6 protein-coding genes are annotated in these 14,302 nt (G+C 71.6%); all 6 read right to left on the bottom strand.

Annotation, left to right across the window (positions count from 1 at the left end):
* Positions 1-3: 3 nt before the first annotated feature.
* The 6 genes from ACVGV2_RS07665 to ACVGV2_RS07640 all read right to left on the bottom strand — a co-directional run bounded on the left by ACVGV2_RS07665 (position 4) and on the right by ACVGV2_RS07640 (position 14,228).
* Complete coding sequence (locus ACVGV2_RS07665) at positions 4-786, bottom strand: crotonase/enoyl-CoA hydratase family protein (protein ID WP_459165913.1); 783 nt, start codon at positions 784-786, stop codon at positions 4-6.
* Positions 787-1,031: 245 nt separating this feature from the next.
* Positions 1,032-2,483, bottom strand: a complete 1,452-nt coding sequence (locus tag ACVGV2_RS07660) for a glutamate synthase subunit beta (protein ID WP_459165352.1) — start codon at positions 2,481-2,483, stop codon at positions 1,032-1,034.
* A complete protein-coding gene (gltB, locus tag ACVGV2_RS07655; protein ID WP_459165351.1) occupies positions 2,476-7,065 on the bottom strand; it encodes a glutamate synthase large subunit in 4,590 nt (1,529 codons plus the stop codon). Before gltB ends, ACVGV2_RS07660 begins: the two co-directional genes overlap by 8 nt.
* A gap of 482 nt (positions 7,066-7,547) precedes the next feature.
* Positions 7,548-8,840 carry a glycosyltransferase family 87 protein gene (locus ACVGV2_RS07650; RefSeq protein ID WP_459165350.1) on the bottom strand — a complete coding sequence of 431 codons (1,293 nt, stop codon included), beginning with the start codon at positions 8,838-8,840 and terminating at the stop codon, positions 7,548-7,550.
* A 331-nt stretch (positions 8,841-9,171) separates the two neighbouring features.
* Entirely contained in the window at positions 9,172-12,450 is a 3,279-nt protein-coding gene (locus ACVGV2_RS07645; RefSeq protein WP_459165349.1) for an acetyl-CoA carboxylase family protein, read from the bottom strand.
* 68 nt (positions 12,451-12,518) lie between these two features.
* Positions 12,519-14,228: an AMP-binding protein gene (locus ACVGV2_RS07640; protein ID WP_459165348.1), complete on the bottom strand. Its 1,710-nt coding sequence runs from the start codon at positions 14,226-14,228 to the stop codon at positions 12,519-12,521.
* Between the last annotated feature and the right edge of the window lie 74 nt (positions 14,229-14,302).

The following is a 14,302-nucleotide window of genomic DNA, read 5'->3' as shown; positions in this document are numbered from 1 at the left end:
CGCTCATTCGCCCCGCCAAACCGGCGCGCGCTTCTCGGCGAAAGCGCGCGCGCCTTCCTGGGCGTCGGCGGAGGCGAACACGGGCGCGACCGCGTCGCGCTGCCGGGAGAACGCCTCCGCGTCGGTCCACTGCGCCGCGTCGGCGACGACGCGTTTGGTGGCGCGCACGGCCAGCGGCCCGTTGCTGGCGATGCGCGCGGCCAAATCCTGCGCCTCCGAAAGGGCTTGGCCGGATTCCGCGAGGGCGGCGACGAGGCCGTGCTCCGCGGCGAACGGAGCGGTGAACGACTCACCGGTGAGCGCGATGCGCATGGCCAGCTGGTACGGCAGCGCCTTCGGCAGCCGCAGCAATCCGCCCGCGGCGGCGACGAGACCGCGTGCCACCTCGGGCAGGCCGAACCGGGCGTCGCGGGCTGCGACGACGAGGTCGCAGGCCAGGGCCATTTCGCAACCGCCGGCGAGCGCCCAGCCCTCCACCGCGGCGATGAGCGGTTTCTCCGGTGGACGTTCGGTCAGCCCGCCGAAGCCGCGTCCCGGCAGCGAAGGCCGTTCGCCGTCGCGGCTGAAGGCTTTGAGATCCATGCCAGCGCTGAACGTGCCGCCCGCCCCGGTCAGGACGCCCACCACGGCATCCGGGTCGGCGTCGAACGCGTCGAGCGCGCCGGCCAGCTCCTCGGCGGTGGCGCGGTCGACGGCGTTGCGGGCACGCGGGCGGTCGATGGTGATCACCGCGACGCCGGCGCTCGTCGTCGTGCGCACGTTCCCCGGTTCATCCTGGTGCCGCATCGCCTCGCCCACATCCCCTCCTGGATCGGATGCCGATGCGGACCGGGCGAACGCGGACACCCCTGCACGGCCACCCGGACCGGACAGACCGACCGTCCGGTCTGCCGACGTCAGCTTGACACGCCGCCGCGGTGCGGTACAACACATCACGCCGGTCGACGAGCGCGCCTACCCCACCGCGCACACGAAACCGGGTGCGCCGGAAGGAATCCGACGCACCCGGTGCACCCCGCCGCGGAGGGGCCTCACTTCATCGGGCGGTCCGCGGGTCCGACGGGCGCCGGCAGCACGTCCCGGCCGGTGAGGTAGCGGTCCACCCCCGCCGCCGCCGCGCGGCCCTCGGAGATCGCCCACACGATCAGCGACTGGCCGCGGCCCATGTCACCGGCGCTGAACACGCCGTCGACCGAGGTCATGAACTGCTCGTCGCGCGCCACGTTGCCGCGTTCGTCGAGGTCGACGCGCAGCTCGTCGAGCAGCCCCACCCGTTCCGGGCCGGTGAAGCCCATCGCCAGCAGGGCCAGCTGCGCCGGCAGCTCCCGTTCCGTGCCGGCGACGGGTTGGAAACCACCGTCGACCCACTCCACGTCGACGACGCCGAGAGCACGCAGCCCATCCCGCTCGTCACCCCGGAACTCCCGGGTGTTGACCGAGTACAGGCGCTGCCCGCCCTCCTCGTGCGCCGAGGAGACGCGGTAGACCATCGGGTAGGTCGGCCACGGCTGGTCAGCCGGCCGCGATGCGGGCGGCGTGGACATGATCTCCAGCTGGGTCACCGAGTTCGCGCCCTGGCGGTGCGCCGTGCCGAGGCAGTCCGCACCGGTGTCACCGCCGCCGATGATGACCACGTCCTTTCCCGCGGCGCTCAACGGCGGTTCGGTGAGGTCGCCCTCCTGCACCCGGTTGGCGAGCGGGAGGAACTCCATCGCCTGGTGCACACCGTCCAGTTCCCGCCCGGGCAGCGGAAGGTCGCGCGCCTGCGTGGCACCGCCGGCGAGCACGACCGCGTCGCACCCGGCCCCGAGCTGCTCGACGGTCACGTCCACACCGACGTCGACACCCGGGCGGAACTCGGTGCCTTCGGCGCGCATCTGCCCGAGACGGCGCTCCAGCCGCCGCTTCTCCATCTTGAACTCGGGGATGCCGTAGCGCAGCAGACCGCCGATGCGGTCGGCCCGTTCGTACACCACGACTGCGTGCCCCGCACGGGTGAGCTGCTGCGCGGCCGCCAGCCCCGCGGGTCCCGAGCCGATGACGGCCACGGACTTGCCGGTCCGCGTCCGCGGCAGGTGCGGACGCACCCAGCCTTCCTGCCACGCGCGGTCGATGATCTCGATTTCGACCTGCTTGATCGACACCGGGTCGTCGTCGATGCCGAGGACGCAGGCCGCCTCGCACGGCGCGGGGCACAACGTCCCCGTGAACTCGGGGAAGTTGTTCGTGGCGTGCAACCGCTCCGCCGCGGTGGCCCAGTCCTCGCGCCGGACGAGGTCGTTCCACTCCGGAATCAGGTTCCCGAGCGGACAGCCCTGGTGGCAGAACGGGATACCGCAGTCCATGCAACGTCCGGCCTGCTCGTTGAGCTCGGAACCGTCGAGTTCGAGGTAGACCTCGCGCCAGTCCTTGATCCGCACGTCGACGGGCCGACGCTGCGGGTTCCTGCGGGGTGTGGTGAGAAAGCCCTTGGGATCAGCCATGAGCGGCCTCCATGATCGCCTCGTTGACGTCGCGCCCGTCACGTTCGGCCTGCTGGCGCGCGGTCAGCACGCGCTTGAAGTCGCGCGGCATGACCTTGCCGAAGCGTTCGACCGCGAGGTCCCAGTCGGTCAGCAGGTCGTGGGCCACCGCGGACCCGGTCTGCTCGAAGTGGCGGCGAACCGCGTCGTGGAGCAGTTCCCGGTCCGATTCGTCGAGCGGGTCGATGTCCACCATGGCCGTGTTGACCCGGTGCACGTCCAGGTCGAGCACGTAGGCGGTGCCGCCGGACATGCCTGCGGCGAAGTTCCGCCCGATCTCACCGAGTACGACGGCGCGCCCGCCGGTCATGTACTCGCACCCGTGGTCGCCGACGCCTTCGACGACGGCCGTCGCACCGGAGTTGCGCACGCAGAACCGTTCACCGACAGCACCGCGCACGAACAACTCCCCGCCGGTGGCGCCGTAGAGGAGCACGTTGCCCGCGATCGTGTTGCGCTCGGCCGCGAACGCGGCCTCGGCACCGGGCCGGACGACGACCCGCCCGCCGGACAGGCCCTTGCCGACGTAGTCGTTGGCATCGCCGTGCAGGCGCAGCGCGACACCCGCCGGCAGGAAGGCGCCGAACGACTGCCCGGCCGAACCGGTGAACGTCACGTCGATCGTGCCGTCCGGCAGGCCGGAACCGCCCCAGCGGCGGGTCACCTCGGCGCCGAGCATGGTGCCGACCGTGCGGTTGACGTTGTGGATCGGCATGTCCAGCCGCACCGGAGCGCCGTCGCGCAGCGCCCCTTCGCACAGCTGGATGAGCGTGTTGTCCAGCGCGCGCCGCAGGCCGTGGTCCTGCTCGGTGGTGCAGTGCAACGGGGTTCCTTCCGGCAGTTCCGGCATGCGCGTGATCGCGCTGAGGTCGAGGCCCGCGGCCTTCCAGTGCCGCACCGCTTCCGAAGTGTCCAGCAGCTCGGAGTGCCCGACGGCCTCCTCCAGCGAACGGAAGCCCAACTGCGCCAAGTACTCCCGCACCTGCTGGGCGATGAACTCGAAGAAGTTCACCACGTGCTCCGCCTTGCCGCTGAACTTCTCCCGCAGCTTCGGGTTCTGCGTGGCCACGCCCACCGGGCAGGTGTCCAGGTGGCACACGCGCATCATCACGCAACCGGACACCACCAGCGGAGCTGTGGCGAAACCGTACTCCTCGGCACCGAGCAGGGCGGCGACGACCACGTCACGTCCGGTCTTGAGCTGACCGTCGGTCTGCACCGCGATGCGGTCGCGCAGCCGGTTCGACAGCAGCGTCTGCTGGGTTTCGGCCAAGCCCAGTTCCCACGGGGCGCCCGCGTGCTTGATCGACGACAGCGGGGACGCGCCGGTGCCTCCGTCGTGACCGGAGACGAGCACCACGTCCGCGTGCGCCTTCGACACACCGGCCGCCACCGTGCCCACGCCCAACTCGCTGACGAGCTTGACGTGCACCCGAGCGCGGTCGTTGGCGTTCTTCAGGTCGTGGATGAGCTGGGCCAGGTCCTCGATCGAGTAGATGTCGTGGTGCGGCGGCGGGGAGATCAACCCCACTCCCGGCGTGGAGTGCCGCGTCTTCGCGATCCACGGGTAGACCTTGCCGCCCGGCAGCTGACCGCCCTCGCCCGGCTTGGCCCCCTGGGCCATCTTGATCTGCAGGTCATCGGCGTTGACCAGGTACTCGCTGGTCACGCCGAACCGGCCGGAGGCAACCTGCTTGATCGCCGAGCGGCGCGAGTCGCCGTTGCCGTCCGGGGTGAACCGGTCCGCGTCCTCACCACCTTCGCCGGTGTTGGACTTGCCACCGAGCCGGTTCATCGCGATGGCCAGCACCTCGTGCATCTCCTGCGAGATCGACCCGTAGGAGATGGCGCCGGTGGCGAACCGCCGCACGATCGTCGAGACCGGTTCGACCTCCTCGAGCGGGACCGGTTCGCGCACCCCGGTGCGCAAGCGGAACAGTCCGCGCAGGGTCATCAGCTCGCGCGACTGCTCGTCGACGGCGTCGGTGTACTCCTGGAACGTGTCGTAGCGGCCGGCACGGGTGGCGTGCTGCAGCTTGAACACCGTCTTCGGGTTGAACAGGTGCGGCTCGCCGTCGCGCCGCCACTGGTACTCCCCGCCGTCCGGCAGTTCGCGGTGCGGTGCCGTGACGCCGTCGTCCGGGTGGGCCAGCCGGTGCCGGTGGGCGACCTCCGCGGCGAGCTCGTCGAAACCCGCACCGGCGAGCCGCGAGGTGGTGCCCGCGAAGCACCGCTGGACGACCTCCTCGCCCAGGCCGACGGCCTCGAAGATCTGCGCTCCGGTGTAGGAGGACACGGTGGACACGCCCATCTTCGACATGGTCTTGCGGACACCCTTGCCCAGGGCCTTGATGAGGTTGTCCGTGGCCTGGTGCGCATCCGGCCCGCGCAGCGCGCCGTTGTTGACCCGGTCCTCGACGGCGGCCATCGCCAGGTACGGGTTGACGGCCGCCGCCCCGTAGCCCAGCAGCACCGCGACGTGGTGCACCTCGCGGACGTCGCCGGCCTGCACGATCAGGCCCATCCGGGTGCGCTTCTTCTCCCGCACCAAGTGGTGGTGCACCGCACCCGTCGCCAGCAGCGACGGGATCGGGGCGCGCTGCTCGTCGGCCCCCTTGTCGGAGAGCACGAGGATCCGAGCGCCGTCCTCGACCGCGGCCGAGACCTCCTCGGCGATCCCGTCCAGGCGGGTGCGCAACGCCGCACCTCCGCCGGCGACGGGGTAGGTGATGTCCACGACGGCCGACCGCAGGTGCTGGTACCGCTCGTCGTCGCGCAGCGCGGTGATCTTGGCCAGCTGGTCGTTGTCCAACACCGGGTAGGGCAGCACGAGCTGGCGGCAGGAGTCCGGCTGCTCGTCGAGCAGATTGCCCTCCGGCCCGACGTGGGTTTGCAGCGAGGTCACCAGCTCTTCCCGGATGGCATCCAGTGGCGGGTTCGTGACCTGCGCGAACAGCTGCGTGAAGTAGTCGAACACGGCACGCGGGCGCTGCGTGTAGCCGGCGAGCGGCACGTCGTTGCCCATCGACCCGACCGGTTCGGCCGCGTCGCGGGCCATGGGGTCGAGCAGCACGCCGAGCTCTTCCTGCGAGTAGCCGAACAGCTGCTGGCGCTGCACCAGCGAGTCGTGGCGCACCGGCTCGTGCTCCGGCTCGGGCAACTCGTCCAGCCGCACCAGACCGTCGTCCAACCACTGCTGGTACGGCGCTTCCGCCGCGAGGCCGCTCTTGAGCTCCTCGTCGTCGACGACGCGGCCCTGCTCGGTGTCCACCAGGAACATGCGCCCGGGCTGGAGCCTGCCCTTGCGCGCCACCCGCTCCTCAGCGATGTCCAGCACGCCGACCTCGCTGGCGAGCACCACCAGACCGTCCTCGGTGATCCAGTACCGCCCCGGCCGCAGGCCGTTGCGGTCGAGCACGGCGCCGATCTGCGTGCCGTCGGTGAACGCGACCAGCGCAGGTCCGTCCCACGGCTCCATCAGGTAGCTGTGGTACTCGTAGAACGCGCGCCGGCTCGGATCCATCTCGTCGTGGTTCTCCCACGCTTCCGGGATCATCATGAGCACCGAGTGCGGCAGGCTGCGCCCACCGAGGTGCAGCAGTTCGAGCACCTCGTCGAACGTGGCCGAGTCGCTGCCGCCCGGCGTGGCCACCGGGCAGACGCGCTGCAGGTCGCCGGGGATGAGATCGGTGTCGAGCAGGCTCTCCCGCGCCCGCATCCAGTTGCGGTTGCCGCCCAGCGTGTTGATCTCGCCGTTGTGCGCGACGAACCGGTACGGGTGCGCCAACGGCCACGACGGGAACGTGTTCGTGGAGAACCGCGAGTGCACCAGGCCGATGGCGCTGGTGAACCGCTCGTCGGTCAGGTCCGGGTAGAAGTCGGGCAGCTGCTGCTCGGTGAGCATGCCCTTGTACACCAGGGTCCGTGCCGAGAGGCTCGGGAAGTACACGTCCAGTTCGTGCTCGGCGCGCTTGCGGACGCAGAAGGCACGCCGGTCGAGGTCCAGCGCGGTGCGGGAGGTCCGTCCCGCGTGTTCGTCGGCACCTTCGTCGGCGCCTTCGTCGGCACCGAGGAAGAGCTGCCGGAAACGCGGCATGACGCCGCGCGCCAGCTGTCCGGCGCGGTCCGCGCGGACCGGCAGCTCCCGCCAGCCGAGGACGCGCAGGCCCTCCTCGGCTGCGATGCGCTGCACGTCCGCGACCGCGGTGTCGGCGGCGTGCGCATCGTCCGGCAGGAACGCCGTGCCCACCGCGTACGACCCGGCGGGCGGGAGGGGGAAGTCGACGATGTCGCGGAAGAACGCGTCCGGGACCTGCGTCAGCAGGCCCACGCCGTCACCGGTCTCCGGATCCGCGCCTTTGGCACCTCGGTGCTCCAGGTTCCGCAGCGCGGTCAGGGCTTGCTCGACGAGCTCGTGGCTTCGTCGTCCGCGCAGGTCGGCGACGAACGCGACACCGCACGCGTCGTGCTCCCGCCGGGGGTCGCGGAAACCCCCGGACGTGCGCGGGGGCATCGCGTGTTCCGAATGCTGCGAGTGGGGCATCGAACCTCCCGAAGTCAGGCCGTGCCGCGCGCGCTTCAGCGCGCGACACAAAATCCAGGGGGCACTGACAAAAGGATGCGCCGTTGCACTCTTGGCCAGTTCCGAGGACTGTACAGATCACCTCCCGCGAACACCATGGGTCGACGAACTCCGATCGACCCAGCACCCGAACGCGCCGCACCTCCAGCGGGAAACCCGGAGTGACCTGCGATGCAGCTGCGATTCAGGGGACGGGCGAAAGCACGGCCGCGCGCGTGCGGCACATCACCGGCCGCGCGCCACGCCCCCAGCAGAGCAAAATCGGGCAGAATTGTTGGACGGCGGAATTCTTCCGCCGCATTTCCGCAGCGGCAACATCCATTGTTTCTGCGCCATGCGGCGGACCGAACGAATCCGGCCGCATCGGACGTTCGCGCGGTGGGAGCACCGCGCCCTCGCCCGACACGGCCGGTCGGTCGGTCGTCGACGTGCTGCGCGCAGCTTCAGGACATCCGCACGTCCGGGGACTCCGCGCTCGAGCCGACCACCGGGGCGCGGGAACGGGCCCCGGTGAACCAGGCCCGCAGCCCCAGCAGCGCCACCAGCAGCGCTCCCCAGAGGAAGTAGGGGTTGCCCACCAGGTGCTGGGTCTTGGTCCACGGGTCGCTCCAGGGCACGTACGTGAACGTGGCGCTCAGCGTCAGTGCCAGGGTGATCGCGGCGACCGCCCACCAGCCGATGCTGCGCCCGCGCACGGCGTAGCCGATCATGACCAGCAGCGCGGGGGCGCACCAGACCCAGTGGTCCGACCACGACGTCGGCGAGACCAGCAGCGACATCAGCGCGGTGGACAGCACGCCCAGCACCGGGTCGAGCCGGTGGACGGCGAAGGCGACGACCGCGACGCACACGAGGCAACCCGCGGCCCACAGCAGCAGCTCGGTGCCCTCCGGCATGCCCAGCCGTGCCAGCGCACCGCGGAAGGACTGGTTGGTGTGGAACGCCGAACCGTTCACGCCGCTGGCCGGGCCCGCGCCGAACCAGTACGCGACGGAGGCCTTCCAGTCCAGCGCGAATCCGAGCAGCGTGCCGGCGGCCGCCGTCACCACGGTCACGACGGCGGCCCGGTAGCGCCGGTTGATCACGAAGAACAGCAGGAACGCCGCCGGGGTGAGCTTGATCGCCGCTGCGATGCCGACGAGCAGTCCGCGCGGCCAGCGGGGCGCGCGGGCGAGGCAGTCGACCGCGACCAGCCCCATGAGGGCGATGTTGACCTGGCCCAGGCCGAACGAGGCGTAGACCGGCTCGAGGAAGGGGGTGAAGGCCAGGGCGCTCATCGCCACGGCCGCGGCGCCGCGCGCGCCGACGCTCGGCCACATGTGCCGGGTCACCAGGTACAGGGTGCCGCCGATCGCCAGCAGGTCGATGAGGAACAGCGCGACGAGGCCGGCCTCGAACGGCAGCAGCCCGAACGGGGCCAGCGGCAGCAGCGCGAACGGCGGGTACACCCACGGCAGGGGTTGCCCGCTGCTCACCACGGGTGCGTTGCCCACGAGCTCACCGCCGGATACCCAGGTCTCCACCGCCCACCGGTACACCTGGTAGTCGATCCCGTAGTCCGCGGAGAAGCCAGCGCGTCCCCACGCCATCATGAGGGCCATCGCCCCCAGGAGCACCGGAACGCTGGCGATGATGAGGGCGTTCGCGTACCGCGTCACGAACCCGCGCATCCGAGCCCGCTCCCCGCCTTTCGGCTCGGGGAGCGCACGGCTCGGCTTGACGTCCACCGTGGCCACCTGTGTCGTCCTCTCGGTCGTCCGCCCGCCCCAGGAACATCCGTTCACGGTCCGTCGACCGGCGGGCCCTGAAAATCACCGTGGAAACCGACAAACTCTAACCCACAGGACGTCCGCGGACGCATCCGACCTGGCGCGCGTGTCCGCACCGCAACCCGCACTTTCCCGCTGCTCGCACGCCTGTGCGCAACCGGTGCCGCGTCCTCGGTCGCCGGCGGCCACGGCGGTGGCCGCCGGGCGAGTGAGAAGCGGCACCAGCGACGGGGCCGGGTCGGGCACCGTCCGCGTTGTCGCAATCACCCGGGGTGTTGGCAACCGCGGATCGACGTGCTCACCACGGGTCGACGGCGACGCGCGCGTGCGGATTGACCCACCCGGTGCGCGGGACGGCCGGCAGCGCGGACAGAACCCACGAACGCGTCTCGGCCGGGTCGATGACCTCGTCGATCTCCAGGTGCGTCGCCGTGTTCAGCGCCCCGCCGAGCTCGTACAGCTCGGCGACGAGCTGTTCGTAGCGGCGCTGCCGCGCATCCGGATCGGCGATGGCCTCGAGCTCGCGGCGATACCCCAGGCGCACGGCACCTTCCAGGCCCATCCCGCCGAACTCGCCGCTCGGCCACGAGACGGTCGCCGCCGGGTTCGCCAGTGACCCCCCGGCCATGGCCATGGCGCCCAATCCGTAGCTCTTCCGCAACACCACCGTGACCACGGGAACGGTCAACCTCGCACCGCGGACGAACAGCCGCCCGAACCGGCGCACGGTCGCGTCCTCCTCGGAGCGCGGTCCGACCATGAACCCCGGGGTGTCGCACAGCGACACGATCGGCAGCCCGAAAACCTCGCACAGCTGCATCAGGCGCGCTACCTTGTCCGCGCCGTCACCGTCGATCGCCCCGCCCGCGACCGCCGGGTTGTTGGCGAGCACCCCCACCGGCCGGCCACCGATCCGCGCCAGCGCGGTGACCACGCAGGTGCCGTAGCCCGGCCGCAGCGGCAGTACCGAGCCGGTGTCGCACAGCAGCTCCACCGCCGCGCGCACGTCGTAGGCGCGAGTGCGGTCCTCCGGCACCACGTGCCGCAGACGCCGCTGGTCCGGCTCGGTGAACCCGGCCAGCTCCCCTTGGAAGTAGGCGAGGTAGCGCCGGGCGGCCTCGGTCGCTTCGGCTTCGTCCTCCACCGCGATGTCGACGACGCCGTTGCGCGTCTGCACACCGATCGGCCCGATCTCCTCCGGGGAGAAGGTGCCCAGGCCCGCACCTTCGACCATGGCGGGACCGCTCATGCCGATGCTGGCGTCGCGCGTGGCGATCACGACGTCGCACGTGCCCAGCAGCGCCGCGTTCCCGGCGAAGCAGCGACCGGCGGCGATGCCCACCGTGGGCACGCGGCCGCTCAACTCCCCCAAGGCGCTGAACGACTTCACGTCGAGACCGGCCACCCCGGGCGCGTCCACGTCGCCCGGCCGGCCACCACCGCCTTCGGCGAACAGCACCACGGGCGTGTCGCGTCGCCGGGCGAGATCGAGCACCCGGTCCGTCTTGCGGTGGTTGGCGAAGCCCTGGGTCCCGGCCAGCACCGTGTAGTCGTAGGCCAGCACGGCGCACGTGCTCGCACCGGCGTCGAACCACGTGCCGTTGACGCTGCCGAAGCCGGTCACCATCCCGTCGGCGGGGGTGTTGACGGCGAGGTCCTCGGCGTCGCGCCGACTGCGCTGCATCGCCACGGCGAACCCGCCGTGCTCCCGGAACGTGCCGGGGTCGACGAGGGCGGCGACGTTCTCCCGCGCCGTGCGCATGCCGCGGGCGTGCCTGTTGTCCACCGCCTGCGGCCGGGCCGCGTCGAACCGCAGCGCGCGCCGGTCGAGCACGCGGCTCAGATCACCGCGCACGTGCTCGGGATCGGGCTCGCTGTCGACGACCTCCTCCGCGGCCCGCTCCTCCGTCGGTTCGAGCACCAGCAGCGGCCGGCCGACGTCCACGACGTCCCCGGCGGCGCACCGCAGCTCGGACACCACGCCTGCGCGGTCGGCGGGCACGCCGTGGCGCATCTTCATCGCCTCGAGCGCGACGAGCTCCTGGCCGGGCCGGACGTGATCGCCCGGTTGCACCGCGAGCGCGGCCACCGATCCGCTCAGCGGTGCCGTCACCGCGTTCGGCACCTCCTCGTGCGCGACGGCCTCGGCCGCGGAGCCGGCGCCCTCGGCGGGGGTGAGCTCTTCGGCCGCCGCGTACTCCTCGGCAGCGGCGAGCAGCTGCGCGAGTTCGGCGTCGACGAAGTCGGTGCGGCACTGCCGCTGCCGGAACGTGCTGCTGTCCAGGATCGCGCGCTGCAGCGCGAGGTTGGTCCCGACGCCGGTCACCGCGGCCTCCGCCAGCGCCCGCCGCGCCGACCGGACGGCTGCGTCGAAGCCCGCCGGGTCGTGCACGACGATCTTGGCCAGCAGCGAGTCGAAGCGCGGGTTGGTGCGCTGCCCTGCACGCACCCCCGATTCCACGCGCACGCCGCGCCCGCTGGGCATGCGCAGCCCGGTCAGAGTTCCCGTGTGGACGGTCGCACCGCCGCCGGGAAGCGGTGTTTCACCGTTGACGCGCACCTGCAGCGCCGCCCCGCGCGGTCGCGGCGGTCCTTCGGCGCATCCGAGCTCGTCCAGGCTCGCGCCGCCGGCGAGGGCGAGCTGGAGGCGCACGAGGTCGATGCCGAGGATCTCCTCGGTGACGGTGTGTTCGACCTGCAGCCGCGGATTGACCTCGCAGAAGACGAACCCCTCACCGGAGACGAGGAATTCGACCGTGGCCACGCCGCGCAGGCCGACGTGCCGGGCCAACCGGGTGGCGGCGTCGAACATGGCCTCCCGCAACTGCTCCGGCAAGTGGTCGGCCGGGGCGGTTTCGAGGAGCTTCTGGTGCCGCCGCTGCACGCTGCAGTCGCGATCCCAGAGGTGCACCGCGTGCGTGCCGTCACCGAGGACCTGCACTTCGATGTGCTGCGCGTCCGGCACCAACCGTTCCGCGTACAGCTGCGCGGAACCGAAGGCGGCCTGCGCCTCCGCCCTGCACGCGGCGAACGCCGCGTCCACCTCGTCGCCGGAGCAGAGCACGCGCATGCCGCGCCCGCCTCCGCCGGAGGCCGCTTTGAGCACCGCGCCCGCCGGTGACTCGGCGACGAACTCCCGCAGCTGCTCCGCCGAAACCGGTGCGGCCGTCCCCTCCGGGATCGGGATTCCCAGTTCCGCGGCGACCTCGCGCGCGGCGGACTTGTCCCCGAACAGGTCGAGCACGTCCGCGGCGGGACCGATGAACGTCAGACCCCGCTTGCCGCACTCGCGGGCGAACTCCGCGCTCTCCGAGAGGAATCCGTACCCGGGGTGGACCGCGTCGGCGCCGCTGCCGAGCGCCGCGTCGAGCAGTTCCGCGATGTCCAGGTACGCCTCCGGACCGGCCTGCGACAGCGCCGCGGAACGGTCACCGCTGCCCGCGTGCGGGGCGTCCGCATCATCGGTGGAGTGCACGACCACGGTCTCCAGCCCGGCGACCTCGGCCGCGCGGGCGATGCGCTGTGCCACTTCGCCGCGGTTGGCGATGAGCACCCGGCTGAACCCTTCCGCGGGCATCGCTCCTCCTCCGGTTACACGCACACCGGCCTCGGCTGCACCCACACCGGCCTTGCCGGCGTGGGCCGCTACTCGCCCAACCGCTCGGCGCGTTCGAGCAGCTGACCTTTCTTGATCTTCCCGGTCGCCGTCATGGGCAGCTCGGGCACGAGCTCGACCCGCGGCACCTTGTAGCCCGCCATGTTCTCCCGCGCCCACCGCGTCAACGCGGCGGCGTCGGCAGCGGCGCCCCGTCCGAGTTGGACGAACGCCACGGGTACTTGCCCGCAACGGGAATCCGCCGCGGGCACGACCGCCGCCCCGAGCACGTCGGGGTGCCGGGCCAACAGGGTCTCCACTTCGGACGGGAAGACGCTCATCCCGTTGACCTTGATCATTTCCTTGTTCCGGCCGAGGAAGTGCAGGCAGCCGTCCCCGTCGACCACGCCGACGTCGCCGGTGCGCAGCCACCCGTCCCGCAGCACCTCCGCGGTCGCTTCCGGATGCCGCCAGTACCCGGTCAGCAACGACGGGGTGCGGATCGCGATCTCCCCGCGGCTGCCCAGCGCGAGCGGCTCGCCATCGGACGGGTCGACCACCATGAAGTCGGTTCCGGGCACCGGCAGCCCGCAGAACACCGGTTCGCCGTTGAGGTCCGCGTCGGCGTCCTGGAACCCGTACGTGATGGTGTCGGCGGTGTGCGTCTCGGTCATGCCGTAGGAAGCTTCACGCAGCACGCTGTGCTCCCCCACGGCTTCGCGCCACTCGCGCCGCAGTTCCGGGGTCAGCTTCCGCACGAACGACATGGCGCGCGGGCAGTCGAGGCTGGACAGGTCGTGTTCGGCGAACCGGGGGTGCCGCATCAGCTCGGCGTAGTTGTCCGCAGTGCCGATCATGTCCGTGACGCGGTGGTGCTGCACCGCCTCCAGCACGGCGTCGGCGTCCCAGCGCGTGAACAGCACCACGGTGTGCCCGTGCACGAGGGGCACGAGGATGCCCATGTCCTCACCGGCGATCCAGAAGACGGGCACGTGCACGGCGCAGACGTCCGGGCCGCTGTGCCTCCGCGGTGGTCGGGCGGCACCTGCCGTGGCCGCCGTGTAGAGCATGTTCCGCTGGGTGTGCACGCATCCCTTCGGCATCCCGGTCGTGCCGCCGGTGTAGTTCAGCGCGGCGGGCGCGTCGAGGTCGGCCTGCACCGGTTCGGCCCGCGGGGACCGGTACACCCGCCACCACTCGTCCTGCCAGGCGTGCTCCGGCGGGGCCCGCAGCGCTTCCGGAACGGGCGTGCGGGGTTCGTCCGGCAGGAACGCGCCGGGGTCGGTGGGCAGGATCGTGCGCACGTTCGTGTTCGCCCTGATCTGCTCCACCGGATCGAGGCGGTCGAGCGCCGCGACGAGCACCGCGGCGGCGGAGTCGGCGAGTTCGTGCTCGAGTTCGTGGTGCTGGAACATGGGGTTGACCGGCACGTGCACCGCGCCGAGCCGCAGTGTTCCCATCATCGCGATGGTGAACTGCGGGCAGTTCGGCAGCAGCAGCGCAACGCGATCGCCGGGGCGCACTCCCACCGAGTCGAGCCAGGCGGCGAACCGGTCGGACAGCTCGTCGAGTTCGGCGTAGTCGATGCTCCGGCCGTAGAAGATGATCGCTGCGCGGTCGGGGGCGTGCGCGGCCCAGTGGCCGAGATGGTCCGGAACCGGGATCTCACCGAGGGGGTAGTGCACCTGCCGCGGGACGTCCGGTGGCCACACCTCGCGCTGCCGGGCGTGGACCTCGTCGAGGTAGGCGGAAACGTCCATGCCACCCTCCCCTTCATACCGACCAGTCGGTCGAGACTCAGCCTGCCCACCGCGCCACGGCGTGTCAACAACAC

The organism is Bounagaea algeriensis, assembly GCF_054491375.1.
The sequence above is the reverse complement of the archived record's forward strand: the minus strand, read 5'-3'. Positions and strand labels throughout refer to the sequence as shown.

Coding starts and splice junctions, on each gene's coding strand:
- ACVGV2_RS07665 (WP_459165913.1), bottom strand. CDS start 786: ATGCGGCACCAGGATGAACCGGGGAACGTGCGCACGACGACGAGCGCC.
- ACVGV2_RS07660 (WP_459165352.1), bottom strand. CDS start 2,483: ATGGCTGATCCCAAGGGCTTTCTCACCACACCCCGCAGGAACCCGCAG.
- gltB (WP_459165351.1), bottom strand. CDS start 7,065: ATGCCCCACTCGCAGCATTCGGAACACGCGATGCCCCCGCGCACGTCC.
- ACVGV2_RS07645 (WP_459165349.1), bottom strand. CDS start 12,450: ATGCCCGCGGAAGGGTTCAGCCGGGTGCTCATCGCCAACCGCGGCGAA.
- ACVGV2_RS07640 (WP_459165348.1), bottom strand. CDS start 14,228: ATGGACGTTTCCGCCTACCTCGACGAGGTCCACGCCCGGCAGCGCGAG.